Below are 25913 nucleotides of genomic sequence, written 5' to 3' on the forward strand. Positions count from 1 at the left end.
AATAATAAGGAGACAAACAATGGCTCTTACCCGCGAACAAATGGCTCAACGCGTCGCACGCGAAATGCAGGACGGTTTCTACGTCAACCTCGGCATCGGCATTCCGACCCTGGTGGCCAACTACATTCCCGAAGGCATGGAAGTGATGCTGCAATCGGAAAACGGCCTGCTCGGCATGGGCCCTTTTCCGACCGAAGAAACCATCGATGCCGACATGATCAACGCCGGCAAGCAGACCGTGACGGCACGCATTGGCGCCTCGATCTTCTCCTCTGCCGAGTCCTTCGCGATGATTCGCGGCGGCCACGTCGACCTCACCGTGCTCGGCGCGTTTGAAGTGGACGTCCAAGGCAACATCGCCTCGTGGATGATTCCCGGCAAATTGGTCAAAGGCATGGGCGGCGCCATGGACCTGGTGGCCGGTGCAGAAAACATCATCGTGATCATGACCCACGCGTCCAAGGACGGTGAGTCCAAGTTGCTCAGCCAGTGCAGCCTGCCGCTGACCGGCGCCAAGTGCATCAAGCGTGTATTGACGGACCTGGCTTACCTCGAGATCGAAAATGGCGCTTTTGTCCTCAAGGAACGCGCACCTGGCGTCAGCGTTGAAGAGATTGTGAGCAAGACCGCCGGTAAACTGATCGTCCCGGACCACGTTCCAGAAATGCACTTCCAGTGAGGACAGATTCCATGCAAGACGTCGTGATTGTTGCTGCCACCCGCACCGCCGTGGGCAGCTTTCAAGGTTCGCTGGCCAGTATCCCGGCACCGGAACTGGGCGCCGCCGTGATCCGTCGCCTGCTGGAGCAGACCGGCCTCGACCCGGCGCAAGTGGACGAAGTGATCCTCGGCCAGGTACTCACCGCCGGCAGTGGTCAGAACCCTGCGCGCCAGGCCTCGATCCTCGCCGGGCTGCCCCACGCAGTACCAGCGCTGACCCTGAACAAGGTCTGCGGCTCGGGCCTCAAGGCCCTGCACCTGGGCGCCCAGGCGATTCGTTGCGGCGACGCCGAGGTCATCATTGCCGGCGGCATGGAGAATATGAGCCTGGCGCCGTACGTATTGCCTGCTGCGCGCACCGGTTTGCGCATGGGTCACGCCAAGATGATCGACAGCATGATCACCGACGGCCTGTGGGATGCGTTCAACGACTACCACATGGGCATCACCGCCGAGAACCTGGTGGACAAGTACGGCATCAGCCGTGAAGCCCAGGACGCGTTCGCCGCCGCTTCCCAGCAGAAAGCCGCTGCGGCTATTGAAGCCGGTCGGTTCGTGGATGAGATCACCCCGATCCTGATCCCCCAGCGCAAAGGCGACCCAGTGGCCTTCGCCGTGGATGAACAACCGCGCCCCGGTACCACCACCGAATCCCTGGCCAAACTCAAACCTGCATTCAAGAAAGACGGCAGCGTCACTGCCGGCAACGCGTCCAGCCTCAACGACGGCGCCGCTGCAGTGTTGTTGATGAGTGCAGATAAGGCCAAAGCCCTCGGCCTGCCTGTGTTGGCGCGTATCGCCAGCTACGCCAACGCCGGCGTCGATCCAGCCATCATGGGCATCGGCCCGGTGTCAGCCACTCGCCGCTGCCTGGACAAAGCCGGCTGGAGCCTGGGCGACCTTGACTTGATCGAAGCCAACGAAGCCTTCGCCGCGCAATCTTTGGCGGTGGGCAAAGAGCTGGAGTGGGACGCAGAGAAGGTCAACGTCAATGGCGGTGCCATCGCCATCGGCCATCCGATCGGTGCCTCGGGTTGCCGCGTGCTGGTGACCTTGCTGCATGAAATGATCAAGCGCGACGCCAAGAAAGGCCTGGCGACGCTGTGCATCGGTGGCGGCCAGGGCGTAGCCCTTGCACTAGAACGCAACTGATTCAAAGAGCAACATGAGCAAAGGCCCGTTGTGGCGAGCGGGCTTGCCCCGCGTTGGGCTGCGAAGCGGCCCCAGAACCAGGCACCGAGTGATGACTGACATACCGCGTTCTGCTGACTGAGGGCTGCTTCGCAGCCCAACGCGGGGCAAGCCCGCTCGCCACAGAAAGCCCGATCGCCACAACAAGCCCGATCGCCACAACAAGCCGCTCGCCACGACACGCCCGCCAGCGACAATAATCAGCGCTTCATGCAGCGCTGATACCGGTCATCCACGCGCTTGGCGAACCACGCGGTGGTCAGGTTGCGGGTGATCTTCGGGCTTTTCAGCACGATGCCCGGCAGTATCGCCCGTGGCATTGGCTTGCCGGCCGCTTTATCAGCCAGCGCGAATACGCGTTTGTAGAGGGTGGTCTCCTCAAAGTCCAATTGCTCACCCTTCTCCAACTGGCTACGGATGGTCGGATTGCGCATGTCCAACTTGGCCCCCAGGGAGCGCACCGCCAACTCAGTGGTGCCCGGCAACAATGAGCCATAGCGAATCAAGTCGCCATCCAACGCCAGCTCGGTGCCAGTAATGCGGCTGACGGCGGCCTGGAACGCGGCATTGCGGCTGGCGTACCAACCGGCGTTGAAGTCAGCAAAGCGGTACAGCGGCTGGTCATAACTGACCGGGTAGCCCAGCAAGTGGGCGATGCCGAAATACATGCCGCCGCGCCGCGTGAAGACTTCACGGCGAATCGTGCCGTCCACCGTGTAGGGATAACCCCGCGCCTGTTTCTGTGCAAAGTCGATGCTGACTTGCATCGGGCCTGCGGTATGCACCGGGTTGAAACCGCCAAATAAGGTATTACCCAGAGGCACCACGCTGATGAAATCGTCAAAGATTCCACTCAGGTCCTTCTCCGTGCGTGCAGCACTCAAACGCTCGGCGTAGGACTTGCCGGTAGGCGAGCGCAATTGCAGTGCGCTGCGCACCACAAAGGCCGGCACATGGACCTTGCCGGCACGGCGCAGGATTTCATCCTGGGCGATCTTGCCCATGTTTGGCACCGGCGGGTCGACCTGATAGGTGGACTCTTGCTCGGTGACTGCCAGCACAGCACAGATATTTTCGGTGCTGGGGTAGATTTTCTGAGTGTCTAAGGCGGTGTAGATGTCTTGTGCCCAGCCACCACGGTCCGGCACCGTCGCCGGCAGCAGGCGCACGATCTGCGCTTTCACCTCGGCCTCGCTACGCTCCGGCTGTTGCGGACTGCGTGAAGTGGAGCAACCGGCCAGCACCAGCAACGTGGTGAGGCACAGGATCAGGCGGCTTGAATACATGGGGCTTCCTTGGGTAACGACGGGCCGGGCATTGCGGATATCGACAGGTAAGTCTAACCGGGGTTCGCCGACCTGCCGTACTCGCCAATCACAAACTAACGTGACAGGATCTGTCATCGACCATTCCTACAAGGAGTTTGAATGCCATGCTCAGTGTGAACTTCCTCGTCACCTGCCTGATCGTCGTGCTGATCCCCGGCACCGGTGTGATCTTTACCGTCTCCACCGGCCTCACCGCCGGCAAGCGCGCCAGCGTATTTGCTGCGCTGGGTTGTACCGCTGGCATCCTGCCCCACTTGCTGGCATCGGTGCTCGGCCTCTCCGCCCTGCTGCACACCAGCGCGTTGGCGTTTGAAGTGCTCAGGTATGCGGGCGTTGCCTACTTGCTCTACCTGGCCCACGCCACCTGGCGTGATCGCTCGGCCTTCGCGATGAATGACGCACCGACTGCAACCACAGCGCGCGGCCTGATGATCCGTGGTTTCCTGTTGAACATCCTCAACCCCAAACTGACAATTTTCTTCCTGGCCTTTCTGCCCCAGTTCGTTACCCCAGGCAACATCTCGCCCGCCGTGCAAATGCTGGTACTGAGCGCAGCATTCATGGCGATGACGTTTGCGGTTTTCGTCATCTATGGCTTGTTGGCCAATGGCTTTCGCCGCGCCGTGATCGAATCGCCGCGCGTGCAGAACTGGCTGCGCCGAAGTTTTGCGGCAGCCTTTGCAGGGTTGGGCTTGAACCTGGCATTTGCGCAGCGCTGACAAGGACTACCGAAACATCCCACGCAACACCCGGATAAGCTCTACAGATACCACCTGAAAACCTCGGCAAAGTCCTTCGCCTGATCACACAGCGCGAGGGATTGCAGATGGTTTTTTGTGTTGGAACACGTATTGACGGGGCTGTCGCTTGAACCCGGCTATTGGCCGGCTGGCCCTGAGGCCCATGGACGTCAAAGCGCCGGATGTTGAAGGCGTCTTACGTGATTTCCGGGGCTGCCTGAACACCTTTGACGACTGGGCTTTAAGCTTCTGGAGCTTTTCGGCGCTGGATGTCGAGCAGGTGTTCAAGGTTGGCGATGAAGTGACGCTGGTCGCGCCCATAGCCCCCTCCATTTTTCCCAGCAGCACCGTCGCCACCTGCCAGGCCAACGGCACGTTGACCCTGGTGCACATGTTCCAAAGCACGCAGTTTGTGCCCATCGGCGATACGCCGGTGATACTGCAACGCGTCAACCCCAACGGTGGCCCGCTGGGCGAGCCGATCCACAAAACCATCGGCCCCAGCGGCATTCTTGAAATCACCGAGTGTGATCGCAACCAGCAGTACCGAATCAGTTTTTATCCCAACGTTTCCAAGGATCACGTCAAGGCGCTGTATGCGTCTTATCAGTCGGTGATCGCGGAACTGGAAGCGCGCCTGCGCGACGAATGGAACAGCACGCTTGAGGCACGTTGGAAAGACTTTACGGACGCTATCGCGCAAGACCAGCGCAGGATGGTGGAAACGGCGTTTCTAAGTGGCATGGGCAAAGCGCTTCACAGCCTGTGGGACAACATAACTCAACTGGTTGATTTACTGGCGGACATCAAGCCCAGCAGCGAGAAGTTGCTGCAATACATCTCCCAAACTGAACTTGATGAACTGCTGAAGCTCGGCAACGACGCAATCGCCAACGGCCTGCTGGTGCTCAGCGATGAGCCATTGTTGTTCATTTACGTGTCGGCAATGGTCAGCTGGATGCGCATGCTGCCGCCGAAAGAAATGCATGAATTGATGGGGGAAATCACTGGCGAGGTGTTGATCAACCTGCTGCTGATTTGGGCGACAGCAGGCGTGGGTGTGGCGGTGCGCCTGGGTACGAAGGTGCTGGGGCATATCAAGTCTGAGCGGACGTCGGAGTTGTTGGAGTTGCTGGCTAAAAAGCTGGTGATGCCCCGGTTGGAGCCGCATGCCAAGGTGGTTAAGCCGTTGCTGGGACGGAGTGCCGCAACCCCAATCAAGACGGTGCCGGTTGCACCGTTGAAGGCTGGGGATCAGTTGGTTTCCAACCCAGTGCCGGCGGTTCGTACCAAGAAACAGCAGACCGCGTTGGTGCGCCAGGAACACGTCGATGATGTGCCTGTTGCTGCGAAGAATCCCCAGGGAGATGCGGCGGCGCCTGCCGACAAAACCGCCACCAATGGCTGCCCGGTGTCGATGGTCACCGGCGAAGAATTGCTGACCCTCACTGATGGCGCTCTAGACGGGATTTTGCCGTTTGAGTGGACGCGGTTGTATCGCACCAGTGCGGTGGAAGTGGATTGCGGGTTGGGGTTTGGCTGGAGTCATGCGCTGGCGCAAAGGCTGGTGGTGACGGGTGATTCGGTGGTTTGGACGGATCATGAGAATCGCTCTACTGCCCTGCCCTTGCCTACTGCTGACCGACCGGCAATCACCAACAGCTTGGCCGAGGCCGCGATCTATTTGGGCGCCCTGCCCGATGAGTTGGTGCTGGCTCAGGCGTCACGTTTCTACCATTTCCGCGACGGTGTGCTGACGGCGATCAGCGATGCGTATGACAACCGGCTGCGGATTTCTCGTGATCGTTTGGGCCGGATTGAGCGGCTGGATAACGGCGCGGGCCGGTCGCTTTTTTTGCGCTATGAACTCGGTCGCATTGTGGCGGTGGACTATCAGGTTCATCGCGCCAAAGGGCATGAGCCGTATGTGTGGGTGACGGAGCAAAACGTCGTTTCCTACGCCTATGACGACGCTGGGCGACTGGTTTCCGCGACCAATGCTGTAGGTGAAAGTGAGGTTTATCGGTACGACGATCAGCACGTCATTCTTGAGCGGCAACTGGCCGGTGGGGCGAGTTTCTTTTGGGCGTGGGAACGGGCTGGCAAGGCCGCGCGCTGTGTTCGGCATTGGGCCAGTTTTTCGCAGATGGACACGCGCTATGCCTGGGATGACAACGGCAGGGTTACGGTTCACAACGTCGATGACAGCCAGGAAGTGTATGTCCACGACCAGCGCGCGCGGCTGGTGCAGCGGATTGATCCGGACGGTGCGGAGCATTTCAAATCCTACGACGACAAGGGTCGGCTGACGGTCGAGCAGGATCCGCTGGGGGCGGTGACGGCGTATCAGTACGACGAAGCCGGACGTTTGGTGGCGTTGTTTCCGGGGGAGGATGAACCGACATCCTACGAGCATGACAACGGGTTCGTACGGGTTGTACGGCGGGGTGAGGCGGTTTGGAAGTATGAGCGTAATGACCAAGGCGATGTTACGCGTCAGACAGATCCTGACGGCCACATTACGGACTACACGTACGACAAATACGGGCAGCTGATTGGGGTTTGGTATCCGGATAACGGGTGTCATCGGCTGGTTTGGAATGAGCGTGGGCAGCTTGTTGAGGAACAGCTGCCAAATGGTGGGGTTAAGCGTTATCGCTATGACGATCTAGGGCGGCAAGTTGCGCGCGAGGATGAGCATGGCGCGCTGACGCAGTATCAATGGGACGCTGTGGGCCGGTTGGTTCGTGTCGTACTTCCAGGCGGTGCAGCGCGAGAATACAGCTACAACCCCTACGGAAAGATCACCTCCGAACGTGACGAATTGGGGCATGTCACCCGCTACGAATATGCCGACGGTTTGCACCTGGTCAGCCGCCGCCTCAACGCCGATGGCACCCAAGTTAACTACCGCTACGACAACGTGCGGTTATTGCTGACCGAGATCGAAAATGAAGTCGGCGAGACCTACCGGCTGGATTACCACCCCAACGGTCTGATCCAGCAGGAAATCGGCTTTGACGGTCAGCGCACGGCCTACGTCTACGACCTCAACGGCAACCTGCTGGAGAAAACCGAGCACGGCGACGATGGCAGTCAGTTAGTCACCCGCTATGAGCGAGATCCTTCCGGCCGCCTCGTACGAAAAACCCTCCCAGACGGTGGAGTGATCGATTACGCCTACGACCGCCAAGGCAACCTCCTCAGCGTCGACGACGGCCACTGGGCGTTAGCCTACGAGTACGACAGCCAAAACCGCCTCATCGCCGACCACCAAGGCTGGGGCACCTTACGCTACGGCTACGACGCCTGCGGCCAGCTGAAAAACCTGCGCCTGCCGGACAACAACCGCGTCACCTTCAACCACGACAAAAGCGGCCACCTCGCCACCGTCGAACTGAACGGCAAAACCTTAACGTCCCACCTGTTCAAAACCGGCCGCGAACGCCAGCGCCAACAAAGCCAACTGCTCAGCCACTACCACTACGACAAGCAACACCGCCTCCACGCCCACGCGGTAACTCAAGAAAACCATGACCTCTACCGCCGCCACTACGACTACGACAAATCCGGCAACCTGACCCGCCTGCTAGATACGCGCAAAGGCGATCACCATTACCACTACGACCCCCTCGCCCGCCTGACTCGAGCCGATCACTCGCAAGACGTGCAAGAGCGATTCGGCCATGACCCGGCGGGCAACCTGCTGATGCAAGACCGCCCCAGTCCGGACATCGTGGCGGGAAATCGGTTGGTGATGCGGGGCGATCATCATTACGACTATGACGCGTTCGGCAATCTGATCCGACAAAGGCGCGGTAAGGGCCACCAGCTCGTTACCGAGTACCGCTACGACTGCCAGCATCGGTTGATTGGTATCACTCAACCCAATGGCCAAACCGCGAGCTACTGCTACGACCCGTTTGGTCGGCGCATCAGCAAAACCGTCGACGACATAACGACGGAGTTTTTCTGGCAAGGCGACAAGCTGGTTGCGGAGCATCACGCGGATCGTCATCGCAGTTATATCTACGAGCCGGACAGTTTCCGTCCGCTGGTCCTGCTGGAGGGCTTTGGTCCGAAAAACATCCAGCCGTTCCACTACCAACTCGACCACCTTGGCACCCCGCAGGAACTCACCGCCCCGGACGGCGAAATCATCTGGTCTGCGCACTACCGCGCCTATGGCCAGATCAGCCGCCTAGACATCAACAAAATCGATAACCCGCTACGTTTCCAGGGTCAATACTTCGACCCGGAAAGCGGACTGCACTACAACCGCCATCGCTACTACAATCCAGATATTGGTCGTTACCTGACGCCCGACCCGGTGAAGCTGGCGGGTGGGATCAACGCGTACCGGTACGCGCCGAACCCTACGGGGTGGGTCGATCCACTGGGATTGAATACATGCCCCGGCGGGGATGGCTGCGCGCCAAGTATTATCGACAAAAAGCCGCCGGTAGGCGTTAACCACGCAGAGCCAGCAACACCACAAATGTCGCGTGCAGAGCGACAGGCGAGGATTGATGAACTTACAGAGGCAAACGCGTACAGGCGATTGGATGAGCTAGAGAAATTGACACCAGGCGCGCATTTCTTGGAAAAACACGGCGCCCAGACAACACTCGAATCTCAACTGGAAAGACTCCAAACAGCAAGAAACCCGACAACAGGAATTATCGAAGTCTATACATCAGGTCCGAATATAGGTCAGCCTAAATATCCACCTGCCGCGACTCGATATCTCAGTCATAAGGATCAATTGAACGCTATATTTAGAGCACAGCTCATTTTCAGAAGAAACGGTCATGCCGCATCATTGAGACCCATGAACATGGGGAGGGTAATTGGCGATGGATATTCCGCCGATGGCATGCAGTATGGCCAAAAGCGCAACGCCCGAGTAATACTCAACAGCCAAGGCAACCCTAAAACAGCATATACGGAGTGAGAAAACCATGAAAAGTGTGAAAAAAGAACCCAGCATGTCAATAATTCGCGGCTTATTATTTACCTATGATATTGAAAATACTGACGATCTAGAAAGAGAAAAGCTTATTGCATCAAAAGATATAAATAATGAAAAGGAGCTTTCAGAGCTATTTGATGAGTTGACCAAACCTGAGTTTTTGTCATATACAAAGATTGAACAGGAGTGGTTTATCGATTCGATCGACCACTACTTATCTATCAACGACAGCTTCGATTCTGTATTTAAAACGATGGCAACTTACTTCAGCAAACCTGTATACGATCAAAGAGCGTTCATGCAGATACTCTTGAACCGTCTTACGGATTACAGAAGCACACATTGAAAGCCTCGATTGTTTTTTATAACCTCAACATCATCTCGCAACGCTCATTGTTTGCCAGCGCGGTGCTTTACAGCAATCCCAGGCCCGTGACGAACAAACCCGCTCGCCACAGGGTCACCGACCGGAATTAAATCCCCGCCAACGCCAAATCCATCGCAAAGTAAGTAAAAATCAAATCCGCCCCCGCGCGCTTGATGGACCCCAACGTCTCGCGCACCACCCGCGCCTCATCAATCGCCCCTGCCTGGGCACCAAACTTGATCATCGCGTACTCACCACTCACCTGATACGCCGCCACCGGCAAACGCGAGGCTTCGCGGATGTCGCGGATGATGTCGAGGTAGGCGCCGGCTGGCTTGACCATCAGCGCGTCTGCGCCTTCCTGCTCATCGAGCAGCGATTCGCGCACGGCTTCGCGGCGGTTCATGGGGTTCATCTGGTAGCTTTTGCGGTCGCCTTTGAGCGCGCTGCCGCCGGCTTCGCGGAACGGGCCGTAGAGGGCCGAGGCGAATTTGGTGGAGTAGGCCATGATCGGAATATGCGTGAAGCCAGCGTCGTCCAGGGCGCGGCGAATTGCCTGGACCTGGCCGTCCATCGCGGCAGACGGTGCGATCACATCAGCACCGGCGCGGGCGGCGGCCACGGCTTGTTTGCCGAGGTTGACCAGGGTCGCGTCGTTGTCGACGTGGGCGCCGTGCATCACGCCGCAGTGGCCGTGGTCGGTGTATTCGCAGAAGCAGGTGTCGGACATCACGATCATTTCCGGCACGGCGTCCTTGATGATCGAGGACATGCGCGAGACCAGGCCGCGTTCTTTCCAAGTGTCGCTGCCGTTGGCGTCCAGGTGGTGGGACACGCCGAACGTCATCACTGACTTGATCCCGGCGCGGGCATAGCGCTCGATCTCAGCGGCCAGTTTCTTTTCAGGAATACGCTGCACACCCGGCATGCTGGTGATCGGCACAAAGTCGTCGATTTCTTCTTCGACGAAAATCGGCAGTACCAAATCGTTGAGGGTGAATTCGGTTTCCTGGAACAAGCCACGCAGCTCCGCAGAGCGGCGCAGGCGGCGTGGACGGGCTTGGGGGAACTGGCTGGTCATGGCTGTCCTGAATAGCGGCAGAAATAGTTGGGGCGAAAGCTTATGCCCCTTGGCCCCGGCAGCACAAACGCCAAGGGGCCAATAGTGTATTGCGCAGCCCGTAACAATTCATTGATCTAGAGCTGTACTCGCCCGTCGATGCACACTGCAACGGCACCACCGACCCAGATTTCATCGCCGTGGCGCTCGACGCGTATACGCCCGGCGCGCCCCATGGCCGTGCCTTGGCTGACCACGTAACAGTCGGGCGCCAGCCCCTCACTCAACAACCATTGGGCAATGCCGGCATTCAGGCTGCCAGTGGCGGGGTCTTCCTGAGCGCCGTCGCCGGCGATAAAGCCGCGGACTTCGAAGTGCGTGTCCACGGCGTCGCGCACCGGGTCGCAAGCTGCGATGACGCCAATCGCCAGACCATGCAATTGCGAGTAGTCCGGCTGCAAAGCAAGCACTTGGTCACGATCAGCCAACATCACCGCCAGCCAGCCCGCGCCATTGTCGACCCATTGACTGCTCACGATGGCTTCGGGCGCCAGGCCCAGCCCCAGGCGCACGCGCTCAAGCAGAGGTGCATCCACCGGGCCGGTGCGCAACAACGGTGGCGCAATGAACGCCAACTCGCCGCCTTCACGACGGACACGCACCAGGCCGATTTCGCACTCCTGGATGATCTCGTCGCCCTTCGGTACGCCGCCCGCCCGCAGCCAGGCATGGCAACTGCCCAGCGTCGGGTGCCCGGCGAACGGCAGCTCTTTGAGCGTGGTGAAAATTCTTACCCGATAGTCAGCCCGAGGATCACGCGGCGTCAGCAAAAACGTGGTCTCGCTCAGGTTGGTCCAGTTAGCAAAATCGGCCATCTGCTGGTCAGTGAGGCTGTCAGCGCCCAGCACCACCGCCAGTGGGTTGCCTTTGAGCGAAACGCTGCTGAATACATCCAGTTGCTTGAAATCAAAGGTCGGCATACTTCGACGCTCTAGGGTCACGCAGGTACGTTCAAACCACGAATTACCGCCGGACGTGCGACAAAGCCGTCCAGCGCGCGCAGCACATTAGGAAAGTCGGCGATGCCGACCAGATCGCCGGACTCATAGAAGCCGATCAGGTTGCGAATCCACGGAAAGGTGGCGATGTCGGCGATGCTGTACTCGTCACCCATGATCCAGGTGCGGCCCAGCAGGCGTTTTTCCAGCACTTCCAGTAATCGCCGGGACTCGGCGACGTAGCGATCACGCGGACGTTTATCGTCGTAGGCCTTGCCGGCAAATTTGTTGAAGAAACCGACCTGGCCGAACATCGGGCCGATACCGGCCATCTGGAACATCAGCCATTGAAGGGTTTCATAGCGAGTGGCCGGGTCTTCGGAAAGCAGCTGGCTGGTTTTTTCCGCCAGATAAATCAGGATCGCACCGGATTCGAACAACGCCAGCGGCTGACCGCTCGGGCCATTGGGGTCGATGATCGCGGGAATCTTGTTATTGGGGTTCAGGGACAGAAATTCCGGGGACAACTGGTCCTGGGTTTCGAAACTGACCTTGTGCGCTTCGTAGGGCAGGCCCAGCTCCTCAAGCATGATCGACACTTTGACGCCGTTGGGCGTGGGCAGCGAATACAGCTGCAAACGCTCCGGATGCTGGGCGGGCCATTTGCTGTTGATCGGGAAAGCGGCGAGTGCATTCATCGGGAAATCCCCAGGCGGAAAGCCCCCATGATAGCCACCCCAACGCCGTCCTGCATGGGTCATCATTGCGCAACATAACCACGCTATCGTGCGCGCAGGCGAACCAAAATGCCGATACGCACTCTTAAGTGCGCCATTACGGTGAAAGGAGACACCCTGTTACAACGACACGGAAAAACCGCAGGACGCCGGATGCGTCGCTGGGTCCCGGCTTGTCCGCCTTAATCCGATGCACTGAAGACTCGAACCTAATGACAATCAAGCCTCTGTGCCTTGCGCAACGCCTTAAACGTTATTCGTACATCATGCTGCCGCTGCTGTTGGCAGGCGGCGCCATCGGCCTGAGCCTGGAGTCGCGCATCAGCAGCGCCGGCCCGGTGGATGGCGTGCAAACCCTGGTATTCCTGCGCCACGGCGAAAAACCCGTCGGCGGCCTCGGCCAGCTCAATTGCCAGGGCCTGAACCGCGCGATGAACCTGGCCACCGTGCTGCCGGAGAAATTCGGCAAAGCCAACTTCGTGTTTGCGCCTAACCCGACGCGTAATGTCGAGGAAGGCGAGCACGATAATTCCTACAGCTACATTCGGCCGCTGATGACCATCAGCCCCAGCGCGATCAAGCTGGGCCTGCCAGTGAACATCAAGTTCTCGGCCAACGACACCAGCGCACTCGCCGACGAACTGGTGGAAGACAAATATCACAACGCGATCATCTACACCGCCTGGTCGCACGGCTACCTGCCGGAGCTGATCAACAAAGTGGCCAGTGAGGCTTCGGGCGAAAAACACACCATCACCGAAGACTGGTCGGGCAGTGACTTCGACACGCTGTATGTACTGACGTTGACCTGGCACAACGGCAAGGCGTCGCTGCTGAGCCGCAACTACAAGCAAGGCCTGGATAACGGCCTGCAGACATGCCCGGATGCAACTCAGGTCAGCGCAGATATCTGAAGCCGGCGCGGCACAAGCGTATGATGCGTCGCTATTGAATCATCTGCGGATCAGCACCATGCCCAACCTCCTCTCCACCCAGCCTAACCGGGGCTGGTCATTCTGGTGGAAACCAGCGCTGTTCCTGCTGGTGGCCTGCATTGGCCTCTACTACGTGAAGTGGTCGCCCTACTACCTCAAGGCATTCGTCGCGGCGGATAACCACAGCATCGGCGCCTCGATTCTCAATGACCAGCAAACCGCGCCCCTGACGGCCGCGCTGGCCTACGCCCAGGTGTATTTCCTGGCGATCTGGAAAGCTGCCGTGCTGGCGGTAATTCTGGGTTCGCTGCTGCAAGTGTTGATTCCCCGTGACTGGCTGCTGCGCCTGTTTGGCCGCGCCGGGCTGGGTTCGACCCTGCGCGGTGGGCTGTTCGCCCTGCCGGGGATGATGTGCAGTTGCTGCGCAGCACCTGTGGCGGCGGGCATGCGCCGTCAAAACGTGTCGGTGGGTGCAGCGTTGGCGTTCTGGATCGCTAACCCGGTGTTGAACCCGGCGACGCTGGTGTTCATGGGCTTTGTATTGGGCTGGGGCTTTACCGCATTGCGGCTGGTGGCGGGGATTGTGCTGGTGGTCGGGGTGTCGTTGGTGGCACAGCGGATTGCCCGGCCCGATCAAGTGCCCGAAGCCGCATTGAACGCGGTCGCCGACGCCAGCCTGAGCGAATCGCAACCGTTCCTGAGCCGTTGGTTGCGTACCCTGTGGCAGCTGTTCTGGAGCACGATCCCGATCTACATCATTGCCGTGCTGGTACTGGGCGCCGCGCGGGTCTGGCTGTTTCCCCATGTCGATGGGGCCATGGCCAACAGCCTGATGTGGCTGGTGCCACTGGCAATCGTCGGCACGCTGTTCGTGATTCCTACGGCCGCCGAAATCCCTATCGTACAAACCATGATGACCCTGGGCATGGGCACCGGCCCGGCCGTCGCCTTACTGATGACACTGCCGAGCGTGAGCCTGCCGTCCCTGTTGATGCTGCGCAAGGATTTCGATGCGCGGGTGCTGGTAACGGTGGCCGTGCTGACCATGGTGGTGGGCGTGGTATGCGGGTTGATCGGGGCGGTCATCCTGTAGAGTTCGGGTGAGGTTCAGGGCGCTTTCGCGAGCAAGCCCGCTCCCACATCTCGACCACGTTCCTACAGGATAAACACGGTCAAATGTGGGAGCGGGCTTGCTCGCGAAGAGGCCCTTAACCGCCGCTGATTATTCTGACTTGCCACTGCGCTCGCGCAAGTACTCCACCACGGCGCCCTGCTCGCCCGCAAACTCGATCCGCGCGCCTTTGCGTTCTCGCTGGAAGGCATACATCGGGTCGTAATACTCGCGCAGCAAACCCTCGATCCACACCTGGTGCAGGTCCACGGCACCACTGCGGGCCTGTTCCGCCAGGGCATCCTGCAAGATCGCCTGCAGCCGCTGGAAGCGCTCGCCACCCAGGCGTTTATGGATATTGGCCAGGCTCTGGGTCAGGCGCTCGGCGAACAGTGCCTGACCGTTTTCGCCAAATACTTGAATGAATTCGGCGCAGAGGTCGACCACATAATCACGCAGGATTCTTTCTACGCGGCCTTCAACGCTGTCTTCCAACCACACCATCGAAAACGTCTGCATGCTCTGGTGCAAGGGTAACGGCAGCGCACAACTGCCGATCATGCGGCTTTCGTCTTCGACCACGAATTGCTCGATACCCCTCGCGCGCTTTTTCAGCAGGTCCACAGCCAAGCGGTTTTCGAAGTCGATGTTGGACGGCTGCGCGGTGGCGCGCTTGCCAAAGCTGGAGCCGCGATGGTTGGCGTGGCCTTCCAGGTCCAATGCGTTGCGCAATTGGCCGAGCACTTCGGTCTTGCCGGTGCCGGTCATGCCGCCAAGCAGTACAAAATCACACTGCGCAGTCGCCTGCTCCAGCGTTTCCAGCAGGAAAGTACGCATGGCCTTGTAGCCACCGCCGACTCGCGGGTACTCGATACCGGCTTCGGTCTTCAACCATTGCTGCACGATCTGCGAACGCAGCCCACCGCGAAAGCAGTACAAATAGCCCTCAGGGTTGGCCTTGGCAAACTGCGCCCACTGTTCAATACGCTCGGCCTTGATCGCCCCGGACACCAGTTCATGCCCCAGCACGATAGCGGCTTGCTGGCCTTGCTGTTTGTAACAGGTACCGACCCGCTGGCGCTCGTCGTCGGTCATCAGCGGCAGGTTGACCACACCGGGGAATGCGCCTTTGGTGAACTCGATCGGCGCGCGGGTATCCATCATTGGCCGGTCGTTGAGGAAGATGTCGCGGTAGTCGATGATGTCAGTTGCCATCAAAACACCTCTACCGCGTGGGTCTGTCGCTCAACCAGTTCGCCGATGGGCTCAAGGCTCAGGCCCAGTTCGGCGGCCACGGTGTGGAATTCGGCGTCGCCTTCAGGGCTAACGGCAATCAGCAAGCCGCCGCTGGTTTGCGGATCGCACAGCACGCGCTTGTGCAGTTCCTGCAGGCGCCCGAGCTTGCTCGAATAACTGTCGAAGTTGCGCAAGGTGCCACCGGGCATGCAGCCTTGGTCGAGGTAGTCCTCGATCCCGGCCAGGCGTGGGACCTTTTGGTATTCGATGCGCGCCGTGAGACCACTGCCGCCAGCCATTTCCACCAGGTGACCCAACAGACCGAAACCGGTGACATCGGTCATCGCGGTTACGCCGGCCAACTTGCCGAACTGGCTGCCAGGTTTGTTGAGCGTGCACATCCAGTCACGGGCCAGGCCGATATCCGCTTCGCGCAGCTTGCCCTTCTTTTCGGCGGTGGTCAGGATACCGATGCCCAGAGGCTTGGTCAGGTACAGCTTGCAGCCGGCAGTGGCAGTGTCGTTACGCTTCATGTGGCGTTTTTGCACGATGCCGGTGACGGCCAGGCCAAAGATCGGCTCCGGCGCATCGATGGAGTGCCCACCGGCCAACGGAATACCGGCGGCGTCGCACACCGAACGGCCGCCACGGATGACTTCGCGGGCAACTTCCGGCGCCAGTACATTCACCGGCCAACCCAGAATGGCGATGGCCATCAACGGGTCGCCGCCCATGGCGTAGATGTCGCTGATCGCGTTGGTGGCGGCGATACGGCCGAAGTCGAAGGGATCATCGACAATCGGCATGAAAAAATCAGTGGTGGAGACCACGCCGCGCTCGTCGTCGATGGCGTACACCGCCGCGTCGTCGCGCGAGGCGTTGCCGACCCACAGGTTGGGGTCGAGGTTCTGCGCGCCGCTGCCGGCAAGGATCACTTCCAGCACCTGCGGTGAAATCTTGCAGCCGCAACCCGCGCCGTGGCTGTACTGGGTAAGGCGAATCGGCTCGTTCATGGTGGACCTCAAGGTAACAAGTGCGCGGATTCTATCAGACAGCAAAAAGCCGGCTGGGCGCTTGTGCGCTCAGCCGGCTTTGTGTGTTTCTGGCGTTACTGCCTCGCGGCGAGCAAACGCTGGTGGCGATTGCGTCGTGCGATGTTCAAGCACTCAATCGCTGCCGAGAACGCCATGGCCGCATACACGTAGCCTTTTGGCACATGGGCGCCGAAGCCTTCGGCGATCAGCGTCATGCCGATCATGATCAAAAAGCCCAGGGCCAGCATGACCACAGTCGGGTTGTCGTTGATGAACTTGGCCAGCGGTTCGGCCGCCACCAGCATCACGATCACCGAAACCACCACCGCAATGATCATGATCGGCAAGTGCTCGGTCATGCCCACGGCGGTGATGATGCTGTCGATGGAGAACACCAGGTCGAGCAGCAGGATCTGGCCGATGGCCGCGGCAAAGCCAATGGTCACGGCATTGCTGACGGTTTCTTTCGCCTCCGGCTCCGGGTCCATGCTGTGATGGATTTCGGTGGTCGCCTTCCACACCAGAAACAGGCCACCGGCGATCAGGATCATGTCCTTCCACGAAAACGCCTGGCCGAAGATTTCGAACACCGGCGCCGTCAACTGCACGATAAACGCGATGGTACTCAACAAGCCCAGGCGCAGTACCAACGCCATGCTGATACCGATACGGCGTGCCTTGGCCCGATGCTTCTCGGGTAATTTGTTGGTGAGAATCGAGATAAAGATCAGGTTATCGATGCCCAGCACGATTTCCATCACGATCAAGGTAGCCAGTGCGATCCAGGCGGTGGGGCTGGAGGCCAGTTGTAAGAGGTAATCCATAGGTCAGTCCTGACGTTGTGCGGGAAATTAGGCTTCTTTGCTGCCCGATTCAGATTCTTTTTCGTTCTGTTCCTGGTTTTTTTCCGGGCTGATCAAGCCTTGCGTCGCTTCACTCAATGCCTGTTCGGCAGCCTTGTGGGTTTCATCGATGGCTTGCTTGGCAGATTCGGTGGCCTTGCCCAGCACTTGCTGGGCGCTCTTTTCAACCTGATCACAACCGCTGACCACTACCAATGAAAGCGCAAGCAACGATGCGGCGCCCAGGGAATTGAGTTTCATCATGTATTCCTCGTTAGAACCAGCGGGTCCAAATGGTGGCCCCTCGATAGCGAGGCATTCTATGCAGGCGGACAGTTCAGGAAAATTCGTATTTTTTTGACATATACTTCGTTTTTTACGAAGTGTAGACCGTGATGCTCAATTACCGACAACTGCATTACTTCTGGGTGGTGGCCAAGACCGGCAGCATCGTGCGCGCCTGTGAGCAATTGAACCTCACGCCGCAGACCATCAGCGGTCAGATCAGTCTGCTTGAGCAAACCTTCGGTATCGCGCTGTTTCAGCGCGTCGGGCGTCAGCTCGAACTCACTGAAGCCGGGCGCCGCGCCCTGCCCTACGCCGAGCAAATGTTCCAGACCGGTAATGAGCTGGAGGCGCTGTTGCGCGCAGAGCCCAACGAACAGCAGATCCTGTTCCGGGTCGGAGTCGCGGACGTGGTGCCTAAATCCATCGTGTACCGGCTGATCGCGCCGACCATGGAGCTGAGCGAGCCAATCCGCATCACCTGCCGCGAAGACAAACTCGACCGCCTGCTGGCCGACCTGGCGATCCAGCGCCTGGACCTGGTGATTTCCGACAGCCCCATGCCCACACACCTGGACATCAAGGGCTACAGCCAGAAGCTGGGCGAATGCGGTATCAGTTTTTTCGCCACCCAGGCATTGGCTGACAGGTATGGCGGCGACTTTCCACAAAGCTTGCAGGGCGCGCCGCTGTTGATTCCGGGAGCCGAGACGGTGGTGCGCAGCCGTTTGCAGCGCTGGTTTGCCGAGCAGCAGATCCAACCGAAGATCATCGGCGAGTTCGACGACAGCGCCTTGATGCAGGCATTCGGGCAATCCGGCAGCGGCATTTTTATTGCCCCCAGCGTGATTGCCGATGAGGTGGTGCGCCAGTATGGCGTGGCGCTGATCGGCCAGACCGATGCGGTCACCGAGTCGTTTTACGCGATCTCGGTGGAGCGTAAAATCAAGCACCCCGGCATTGTGGCGATTACCGAAGGGGCGAGACGCGAGCTGTTTACCGCCCTGCCCTGAGGGTTCAGGCGTTGGATGCGAGCGGCTGCTTGACGGTCATCAGCCACAGCGCCAGCAAGATCGACACCAGGATAAAACCGGACGCCGCAAAACCCAGGCTGCCAAGGCCAAAGGTGTCGATCACATGCCCGCCGACCATCGCGCCCATGCCGATCCCAAGGTTGGCGCCAGCGATATTCAACGACGCGGCAAACGCCGGGGCATGGGGCGCGGCCTTCATCAACCGCACATGGCTGACCAGGAACATCGCCGCCTGGGTCACGCCCCACACGGCCATCGCCGCCGCCAGGCCAATCGTTGAATGAATCGCCGGAACCAAGGCCACCATGCCGGCGATCATGAACCCGCAGAACACCATGGAGGCGATCAATGGGTGGCGATCCACCGCGCGCCCGCCCAGGGAGTTGCCGAGCAGGCCGACCGCGCCAAAGCCCATCAGGCACCAGCCCACCAGGGTGCCGTCGAACCCGGCCAGGCGCTCGAGGATATCGGCCAAGTAGGTGTAAGCAGTGAACATGCCGCTGAACACCAGGATCGACAACAAAATATGGCCCTGCATCACCGGGTTGCGCAGGATCTTGAACTGCGAGCGCAGGGTGACTTGATCGTTTTTCGGCTTAGTCACCGGCAAGTAGATAAACAGCAGCAAAGCCTTGGCCAACGCCACCACGGCGAGGATCGCGAACGCGGTGCGCCAGCCGAACATGTCCGAAATCAACGTGCCCACTGGAATGCCGAACACGGTGGCGCAGACGATGCCAAAGCCAATCTTTTCGATGGCGCGCCCGGCGTATTCCGGGCCGACGATATCCACTGCGGTTTCACTGGCCAGGGCCCAGAACACCGGCAGCCCCAACGCGGGGATCAACCGTGCCACTGCCATTACCCAAATATTCGGCGCCAGCGCGGCCACCGTATTGGCCACGCCAAACATGATCAGAATGCTGATGAACAGACGCTTGCGCCCAAAGCGCGCGAAGTACGCCGTAAGAAACGGACCAAACGCCGCCACGGTAAAGGCAAACAAGGTCACCAGCAGCCCGGCCTGGGAGACACTGACATCCAAGTCCCGGGCAATGGACGGCAACAGGCCGACGATAATGAATTCTGTGGTCAGCACGGTAAAGCCGGCGGCCGACAGCAGCAGGATGGGAAACAGCATGAAAACTCCAGAAACGACGACATCAACGACAGCCCGAAGGGCTCGCTGACGGATAGGAAAGGTGAGAGGCGGGAATGTTAACAGAGTATGTCGGGATTTAGCCAAGCCCCGCCGCCGCGGGTGACCGAATGCCGCATCGCACGGAACACTTTGTACAGCGTGCTAGACTCCGCGCCCCGCGTCCTACAGCCCGTTCTGCGTGCGCCGCTGTGCCTTCAAAAAAATAGAGACATGTGTTTATGACTGCTGCCCCTTCCCTGCTGCAACGACTGGCTCGCGTCAGCCTGGTCACGCAAATCATCCTCGGCCTGGTCGCCGGTATCCTTCTGGCGTTGTTCGCGCCAGAGGCGGCCAAGGCCACCGGTTTTATCGGCAAGGTGTTTGTCGCCGCGCTCAAGGCCGTGGCGCCGATTCTGGTCTTCGTGTTGGTGATGGCATCGATTGCCAGTCATAAACACGGCCAGGAAACCCATATCAAGCCGATCCTGTTTCTGTACCTGCTGGGCACGTTCGCTGCCGCCGTGGTCGCAGTGATTGCCAGCACGTTGTTCCCCTCGATGCTGGTGCTCGCCACTCACGATGCCAGCGTCAGTGCGCCCGGCGGCATCGGCGAGGTGCTGCAAAGCCTGCTGCTCAGTGTGGTGGATAACCCGGTCAGCGCACTGATGAACGCCAACTTCATCGGCATTTTGGCCTGGGCCATCGGCATGGGCATCGCAATTCGTCACGCGGGTGAAACCACCCGCACCGTGCTGGAGGATTTGTCCAACGGCGTGACGCTGATCGTGCGCATGGTGATTCGCTTCGCACCGCTTGGCATCTTCGGCCTGGTGGCCTCAACCCTGGCCACCTCCGGCTTCGGCGCCCTGCTCGGCTACGTCCACCTGCTGATGGTGCTGATCGGCTGCATGGCGTTCGTGGCGCTGGTGGTCAACCCGGCCATCGTGTTCTGGAAACTGCGCCGCAACCCCTACCCGCTGGTGCTGATGTGCCTGCGTGAGAGCGGCATCACCGCTTTCTTCACGCGCAGTTCGGCGGCGAATATTCCGGTGAACCTGGCGCTGAGTAAACGCCTGGGCTTGCATGAAGACACTTACTCGGTGTCGATTCCGCTGGGCGCCACCATCAATATGGCCGGTGCGGCAATCACTATCACCGTGCTGACACTCGCAGCGGTTCACACCCTCGGCATTGCCGTCGACCTGCCGACCGCCGTGCTGCTCAGCGTGGTCGCGGCGATCTGTGCCTGTGGTGCGTCGGGTGTGGCCGGCGGCTCGCTGCTATTGATTCCACTGGCGTGCAGCCTGTTTGGTATTCCCAGCGAAGTTGCCATGCAGGTGGTGGCCGTCGGTTTCATCATCGGCGTGCTGCAGGATTCGGCGGAAACCGCGCTCAACTCGTCCACCGATGTGCTGTTTACTGCTGCGGCGTGCCTGGGCAAGGATAAGCAATTGGCTTAACTGTCAGGCATGAAAAAGCCCGGGGCGTTCGATCAAGAACAACCCCGGGCTTTTTTTATGGGCTTAGAAAGCGCCCATGTAATCACGCTTGCCCACTTCCACACCGTTATGACGCAGCAGAGCGTAAGCGGTAGTGACGTGGAAGAAGAACTGCGGCAGGCCGTAGGTCAGCAGGTAGGACTGGCCGCTGAAGCGCTTCTCTTTCGGCGTGCCTGGGCGGGTGATGATCTCGATGCCTTCCTTGCCGTCGATTTGCTCAGGCTTGATGGTGTCGACAAATGCCAGCACCTTGGCGATCAGTGCTTGCAGATCGGCAAAGGTCACTTCGCTGTCTTCGTACTTCGGCACTTCGATCTCGGCCAGACGCGCGGAAACGCCTTTGGCGAAGTCGACAGCGATCTGGACCTGGCGCACCAGCTGGAACATGTCCGGAAACAGGCGCGCTTGCAGCAAGGCGTTTGGCTCGATGTTCTTGGCGGTGGCGTGGGCTTCGGCTTTGTTCAGCACATCGCTCAGGGCGTTGAGCATTTGCTTGAAGACCGGGATGGAGGCGGCGTACAGGGAAATAGTCATGACAGTCTCACGGTAATGGCAGGGTTTGGAACCAGCGGCGATTATAGACATGCCAGCCGCGCGTGCCGCTTGTCTTTTATTTTTTCAGGATTAGGCTAGTGGGTTCACTGCATAGGGAAAGCGCGATGACCGCCGAGCACGACACCGAGACCCCTGAGCCGCGCCTGAACAGCACGGAAATCCGCATCCTGGGCTGCCTGATCGAAAAACAGGCGACCAACCCGGAAACCTACCCGCTGACCCTTAACGCCCTGGTGCTGGCGTGCAACCAGAAGACCAGCCGTGAACCGGTGACGAACCTCAGCCAGGGCCAGGTCGGCCAAAGCCTGCGCGCGCTGGAAGGCCAGGGTTTTACCCGCCTGGTGATGGGCAGCCGTGCCGACCGCTGGGAGCATCGCGTGGACAAGGCACTGGAGCTGGTGCCGGCCCAGGTGATCCTGATCGGGCTGCTGTTTCTGCGCGGGCCGCAGACGGTCAATGAACTGCTGACTCGCAGCGGGCGCATGCATGACTTTGAAGACGCCGAGCAAGTCGTGCACCAGCTGGAGCGTTTGATTGCGCGCGGGCTGGCGGTGCTGGTGCCGCGTCAGGCCGGGCAGCGGGAAGACCGTTATACCCATGCGCTGGGGGATCCGGCGGATATCGAGGTGATTCTGGCGGCACGGGGGACTCCGGTGGAGCGGTCGACGGGGGCGGTTTCTCTGGATCGTATCGAAGAGCTTGAATCCAGAATCGCAGCGCTTGAAGAACGCCTGGCACAACTGGAACAGGCATAACTCGCTCCCACATTAGCTCCAGTGGTTTTCAGGCTCGGGCGAAGGCCACTGCGGCTTGAAACTGTTCATCCGTGGGCCGCACGCCGGTGTACAGCACAAATTGCTCCAACGCCTGGATCGCGATCACTTCGAGCCCGGTAATCACTCGCTTGCCTTTGGCCCGACCGCGCACGATCAGCGGCGTTTCGGCGGGAATCGCCACGACATCGAAGACGGTATCGGCGGCATCCACAGCTTCAGCCTCAAACGCCAGTTGATCCGCCTCTGCCCCACCGGTCATGCCGATCGGTGTCACGTTGACCAACATCTGCGGGCGCAAGTCACCCAGCTCTGCCTGCCATTCATACCCCAGGCTTTGGGCCAGGGCCCGACCGGCCGCTTCGTTACGCGCCACAATCACGCCATGGGCGTAACCACCGTCGCGCAAGGCACTGGCCACGGCCTTGGCCATTCCGCCGCTGCCGCGCAGGGCAAAGGTGGATTCCTTCGGTACCGCGTGCTTTTTCAGCAGTTGTTCGACGGCGATGTAGTCGGTGTTGTAGGCCTTGAGATGGCCGTCGGTGTTGACGATGGTGTTGAGAGAAGCAATGGCTTTGACCGAGTCGTCGAGCTCATCGACCAACGCAAGGCTGGCCTCCTTGAATGGCATGGAAACGCCGCAACCGCGAACGCCCAGTGCGCGTATACCGCCGATCGCGCCGGGTAAATCCTGGCTGCTGAAGGCTTTATAGTAGAAGTTCAGACCCAGCTGTTCATACAGATGGTTATGGAAACGCAAGCCAAAATTCCCGGGACGCGCCGACAATGACATGCACAGTTGGGTGTCCTTGTTGGGGTGCATCTGCATGGAAAACTCCTTTGAGTAAGCAATTGGGTACAGACCTTACACAACCTTTACCTATCGGCTGTGCTGTTTTTCAGAAATACGTTGTCTTAAAAGTATCCCCGCGACAATCCTTGAGTCTATTGATTGCAGACCACAAGCGCAGGGGCTAACCGAGGAATGACCATGATCCGTAAAATCCCCAAAATCGCCTTGCTTATCGGCGCACTCGCTATGGCAGGCCAAGCCTCCGCCCACGGTGGTGGTTGGGGTGGCCCGGCCGTATTGGGTGCTTTAGTCGGCGCAGCTGTTGTCGGCTCGGTGGTTGCCAGCCAATCCCAGCCGGTCTATGTGCAGCAACCGGTCTACGTTCAGCCGCAACCGGTGTATGCCGCGCCTCCTCCGGTCTACTACGCTCCGCCGCCACCGGTGTATGTGCAACAGCAGGTTTATTATCGCCCGGCGCCGGTTTATTACGGCCCACCACGCGGTTACTACGGCCCTCCCCATGGCTATTACGGCCGCGGCTGGTAACACGCAATTGACATCACAGGATCAGGCCCCGCTTACACGCGGGGCCTTTTTTTTGCCTCAAAGGTCCGGATTTACCCTGCAAAGGTCGCTGTGAGGACAATGCTCGAGGCGTAATCGCACATCATTATGGCTAATGTCTACTTGCTCGAACCTGGCTTGCGCTGTCATGTTTGTGTCACCAAGCCCTCTCACTATTGATTCTGTCCAGCCAATAACAATTAAGGACGACTGACCATGCCCACGCAAAACCCGCACCGCACCGCCGGCCTGTGCACGTCCAGCAAGGTCTACAGCGCACTCACAGAGCTCAAGCACCTTGAAGGCCATCGCAGCGCGAAGTTCCTGGCGTTGTTGGCGGAAAACCTGGTGCACAAGGGGCTGCTCAGCGAGCAGGAAGTGGTGATCATGCTCGATCAAGTGGTGGATTGACGTCTTGTGTTGATGACGACTATCGAGCCGGTTGATTTTTCCTTCGGCCCGCAGCGCCGTAAGGTGGCCTCCATAGCAATTGGAGGTCTCTATGCCCACTGTTCAGATCATGTCCGTTATCGGCAGCGCCGTTCCCGCCCCCCTTCGCAAGCTGGGGCTGCTGGCTTGCTGGTACCTGGTGCGCGATGGCGAGCCCATCAGCGGCCCGCTCACGTCGTTATCGGCCGCCGAAAAGCAGCTTCAGCAAGCGTCGAGCTTCAGGCTGCACGCCTGAAGCTCGCTGTCTGTAACCGCTAAGGCAGCGGCAGCTTGACCCGCGGTTTGCTTTCGACAAACAGCGCCCAGCTCGACATAAACAACGCCGCCACCAGCGGCCCGATCACAAACCCGTTCAGGCCAAACACCGACAGCCCGCCCAGGGTCGAGATCAGGATCAGGTAATCCGGCATCTTGGTGTCCTTGCCCACCAAGATCGGGCGCAGCACGTTGTCCACCAAGCCGATCACGAAGACGCCGAACACCGCCAGCACCACGCCCTGCCAGATCGAACCGCTCAACAGGAAGTAGATGGCCACCGGGCCCCACACAATCCCCGCCCCCACGGCTGGCAGCAGCGACAGAAACGCCATCAACACCGCCCAGAGCAACGCACTGGGAATATCCAGAAACCAGAAAATCAAACCGCCCAGCGCGCCTTGGGTCACGGCCACCAGCACGTTGCCTTTGACCGTGGCCCGCACCACGCGATTGAACTTGAGCTGCAAACGGCGCTTTTGCGGCTCGGCCAGCGGCACCGCCGTGCGCACTTTGCGCACCAGCTCCGGACCGTCGCGCAACAGAAAAAACAGCAGATACAGCATGATGAAAAAGCTCACCAGGAAATCAAACGTGCCCTGGCCAAAGCTGAACGCCTGGGTCGCAAAGAACTGGCTGCCCTGCATTGCACTCTTGACGATCTTTTCGCGCAGGCCTTCAAGGTTGCCCATGCCAAAACGGTCCAGCAGGTGCTGGAAGTATGGCGGCAGGACGTTTTTGAATTGCTCGATATACCCGGCCACGTCCAACTTGCCGCTTTCGATATTTTTGTACAGGGTCGCGCCCTCTTGCACCAGCAGCACACTGGTAATGATCACCGGCAAAATCGCGATGATCAGGCACACCGTCAGCGTCGCCAGGGACGTCAGGTTGCGGTTCCAGCTGAACCGCTGTTGCAGGCGCCGCTGCATCGGGGCAAAGATAATGCCGAGGATCACCGCCCAGAACACCGCACCGTAGAACGGCAGCAATATCCAGATAAAAGCGATGGTCACCAGGGCCAGCAGCAACAGCAGGGTTTTGAATTGCAGGTTGGTTTGATTCATGTCCGGTCCATGTCAGAAAAGCCAAGGCCCCGTGCAGGCCCTGTTGCTTAGTCCGCTGCGAATGCTGGGAGTGCCATCGTTTATCGCACAAGCATAGACCGCATCACTCATTGCCCGAGAGACTGCGCCTTTGCCTCGCTCAACAGCGTCTGAATCATCTGCTCCTGAGCGTCATAGCGGCCTTCGCCGAAGTGGCTGTGGGGATGCACCATTGGAATCCCCCGAC

General features: G+C 59.5%; 25 protein-coding genes. 13 read left to right on the top strand and 12 right to left on the bottom strand.

The features are described 5' to 3' along the window. Window positions 1-19 precede the first annotated feature (19 nt). Together L8K08_RS25885 and L8K08_RS25890 are read left to right on the top strand one after the other, a co-directional pair. Entirely contained in the window at window positions 20-679 is a 660-nt protein-coding gene (locus L8K08_RS25885; protein ID WP_017135011.1) for a CoA transferase subunit B, read from the top strand. An 11-nt stretch (window positions 680-690) separates the two neighbouring features. Beyond that, on the top strand, window positions 691-1872 hold the full coding sequence (locus L8K08_RS25890) for an acetyl-CoA C-acetyltransferase (RefSeq protein WP_242200825.1): 1182 nt from the start codon (window positions 691-693) through the stop codon (window positions 1870-1872). 239 nt (window positions 1873-2111) lie between these two features. Here the strand turns inward: L8K08_RS25890 and L8K08_RS25895 are convergent, their stop codons facing one another. Continuing rightward, on the bottom strand, window positions 2112-3197 hold the full coding sequence (locus tag L8K08_RS25895) for a DUF1615 domain-containing protein (RefSeq protein WP_242200827.1): 1086 nt from the start codon (window positions 3195-3197) through the stop codon (window positions 2112-2114). A 146-nt stretch (window positions 3198-3343) separates the two neighbouring features. Here L8K08_RS25895 and L8K08_RS25900 point away from each other — a divergent pair, with 146 nt between their 5' ends. From L8K08_RS25900 to L8K08_RS25910, 3 genes are all read left to right on the top strand, one after another. Beyond that, entirely contained in the window at window positions 3344-3958 is a 615-nt protein-coding gene (locus L8K08_RS25900; RefSeq protein WP_242200829.1) for a LysE family translocator, read from the top strand. 184 nt (window positions 3959-4142) lie between these two features. Further along, window positions 4143-8933, top strand: coding sequence for an RHS repeat-associated core domain-containing protein (locus tag L8K08_RS25905; RefSeq protein WP_242200831.1), 4791 nt, complete (start codon window positions 4143-4145; stop codon window positions 8931-8933). Between the two features lie 16 nt (window positions 8934-8949). Then, complete coding sequence (locus tag L8K08_RS25910) at window positions 8950-9297, top strand: hypothetical protein (RefSeq protein ID WP_242201031.1); 348 nt, start codon at window positions 8950-8952, stop codon at window positions 9295-9297. 127 nt (window positions 9298-9424) lie between these two features. Here L8K08_RS25910 and hemB read toward each other — a convergent pair whose 3' ends face one another. From hemB to L8K08_RS25925, 3 genes are all read right to left on the bottom strand, one after another. After that, the gene (gene hemB, locus L8K08_RS25915; RefSeq protein ID WP_242200833.1) at window positions 9425-10399 is read right to left on the bottom strand and encodes a porphobilinogen synthase; all 975 of its coding nucleotides are present in this window, start codon (window positions 10397-10399) and stop codon (window positions 9425-9427) included. A 116-nt stretch (window positions 10400-10515) separates the two neighbouring features. Further along, entirely contained in the window at window positions 10516-11358 is an 843-nt protein-coding gene (locus tag L8K08_RS25920) for a PhzF family phenazine biosynthesis protein (protein WP_242200911.1), read from the bottom strand. A gap of 17 nt (window positions 11359-11375) precedes the next feature. Further along, window positions 11376-12074, bottom strand: coding sequence for a glutathione S-transferase N-terminal domain-containing protein (locus L8K08_RS25925; protein WP_242200913.1), 699 nt, complete (start codon window positions 12072-12074; stop codon window positions 11376-11378). 251 nt (window positions 12075-12325) lie between these two features. On the opposite strand from L8K08_RS25925, the gene L8K08_RS25930 reads away from it, so the two are divergent. Further along, window positions 12326-13027 (top strand): histidine phosphatase family protein, encoded by a 702-nt coding sequence (locus L8K08_RS25930; protein ID WP_242200915.1) that lies wholly within the window; start codon window positions 12326-12328, stop codon window positions 13025-13027. A 58-nt stretch (window positions 13028-13085) separates the two neighbouring features. Continuing rightward, window positions 13086-14141 (top strand): permease, encoded by a 1056-nt coding sequence (locus L8K08_RS25935; protein ID WP_106580111.1) that lies wholly within the window; start codon window positions 13086-13088, stop codon window positions 14139-14141. Between the two features lie 129 nt (window positions 14142-14270). On the opposite strand, the gene mnmH is transcribed toward L8K08_RS25935, so the two are convergent. The 4 genes from mnmH to L8K08_RS25955 form a co-directional block, all read right to left on the bottom strand. Then, window positions 14271-15374, bottom strand: coding sequence for a tRNA 2-selenouridine(34) synthase MnmH (mnmH, locus tag L8K08_RS25940; protein WP_242200917.1), 1104 nt, complete (start codon window positions 15372-15374; stop codon window positions 14271-14273). Then, window positions 15374-16408 carry a selenide, water dikinase SelD gene (gene selD, locus L8K08_RS25945; protein WP_242200920.1) on the bottom strand — a complete coding sequence of 345 codons (1035 nt, stop codon included), beginning with the start codon at window positions 16406-16408 and terminating at the stop codon, window positions 15374-15376. The genes mnmH and selD overlap by 1 nt, the downstream gene beginning before the upstream one ends. Before the next feature lie 95 nt (window positions 16409-16503). Next, complete coding sequence (locus L8K08_RS25950; RefSeq protein ID WP_242200921.1) at window positions 16504-17253, bottom strand: TerC family protein; 750 nt, start codon at window positions 17251-17253, stop codon at window positions 16504-16506. A gap of 27 nt (window positions 17254-17280) precedes the next feature. Then, window positions 17281-17532: a hypothetical protein gene (locus L8K08_RS25955; RefSeq protein WP_145163375.1), complete on the bottom strand. Its 252-nt coding sequence runs from the start codon at window positions 17530-17532 to the stop codon at window positions 17281-17283. 134 nt (window positions 17533-17666) lie between these two features. Between L8K08_RS25955 and nhaR the strand changes: the two genes are divergently transcribed. Further along, window positions 17667-18569, top strand: a complete 903-nt coding sequence (gene nhaR / locus L8K08_RS25960) for a transcriptional activator NhaR (protein WP_145163373.1) — start codon at window positions 17667-17669, stop codon at window positions 18567-18569. A gap of 4 nt (window positions 18570-18573) precedes the next feature. On the opposite strand, the gene L8K08_RS25965 is transcribed toward nhaR, so the two are convergent. Then, window positions 18574-19731, bottom strand: coding sequence for an MFS transporter (locus L8K08_RS25965; protein ID WP_242200924.1), 1158 nt, complete (start codon window positions 19729-19731; stop codon window positions 18574-18576). A 239-nt stretch (window positions 19732-19970) separates the two neighbouring features. On the opposite strand from L8K08_RS25965, the gene sstT reads away from it, so the two are divergent. Continuing rightward, window positions 19971-21191 (top strand): serine/threonine transporter SstT, encoded by a 1221-nt coding sequence (gene sstT, locus L8K08_RS25970; RefSeq protein ID WP_242200926.1) that lies wholly within the window; start codon window positions 19971-19973, stop codon window positions 21189-21191. 63 nt (window positions 21192-21254) lie between these two features. On the opposite strand, the gene L8K08_RS25975 is transcribed toward sstT, so the two are convergent. Continuing rightward, window positions 21255-21764 (bottom strand): DUF1993 domain-containing protein, encoded by a 510-nt coding sequence (locus L8K08_RS25975; protein WP_053255427.1) that lies wholly within the window; start codon window positions 21762-21764, stop codon window positions 21255-21257. Between the two features lie 125 nt (window positions 21765-21889). Between L8K08_RS25975 and L8K08_RS25980 the strand changes: the two genes are divergently transcribed. Further along, on the top strand, window positions 21890-22540 hold the full coding sequence (locus tag L8K08_RS25980; RefSeq protein WP_145163367.1) for a DUF480 domain-containing protein: 651 nt from the start codon (window positions 21890-21892) through the stop codon (window positions 22538-22540). A gap of 28 nt (window positions 22541-22568) precedes the next feature. Here L8K08_RS25980 and L8K08_RS25985 read toward each other — a convergent pair whose 3' ends face one another. Further along, on the bottom strand, window positions 22569-23387 hold the full coding sequence (locus tag L8K08_RS25985; RefSeq protein WP_145163365.1) for a shikimate 5-dehydrogenase: 819 nt from the start codon (window positions 23385-23387) through the stop codon (window positions 22569-22571). A 156-nt stretch (window positions 23388-23543) separates the two neighbouring features. On the opposite strand from L8K08_RS25985, the gene L8K08_RS25990 reads away from it, so the two are divergent. The 3 genes from L8K08_RS25990 (at window position 23544) to L8K08_RS26000 (ending at window position 24600) form a co-directional block, all read left to right on the top strand. Then, window positions 23544-23897, top strand: a complete 354-nt coding sequence (locus L8K08_RS25990) for a hypothetical protein (RefSeq protein ID WP_053255424.1) — start codon at window positions 23544-23546, stop codon at window positions 23895-23897. Window positions 23898-24131: 234 nt separating this feature from the next. Then, window positions 24132-24326 carry a hypothetical protein gene (locus L8K08_RS25995; RefSeq protein WP_145163363.1) on the top strand — a complete coding sequence of 65 codons (195 nt, stop codon included), beginning with the start codon at window positions 24132-24134 and terminating at the stop codon, window positions 24324-24326. A gap of 91 nt (window positions 24327-24417) precedes the next feature. Beyond that, entirely contained in the window at window positions 24418-24600 is a 183-nt protein-coding gene (locus tag L8K08_RS26000) for a hypothetical protein (protein WP_106580093.1), read from the top strand. Window positions 24601-24619: 19 nt separating this feature from the next. Here the strand turns inward: L8K08_RS26000 and L8K08_RS26005 are convergent, their stop codons facing one another. Continuing rightward, window positions 24620-25687, bottom strand: a complete 1068-nt coding sequence (locus L8K08_RS26005; protein WP_145163361.1) for an AI-2E family transporter — start codon at window positions 25685-25687, stop codon at window positions 24620-24622. Window positions 25688-25913 lie beyond the last annotated feature (226 nt).

It is taken from the genome of Pseudomonas sp. TREG-RG-20F-10-E-6-01 (genome assembly GCF_022662455.1).
Classification (GTDB): domain Bacteria; phylum Pseudomonadota; class Gammaproteobacteria; order Pseudomonadales; family Pseudomonadaceae; genus Aquipseudomonas.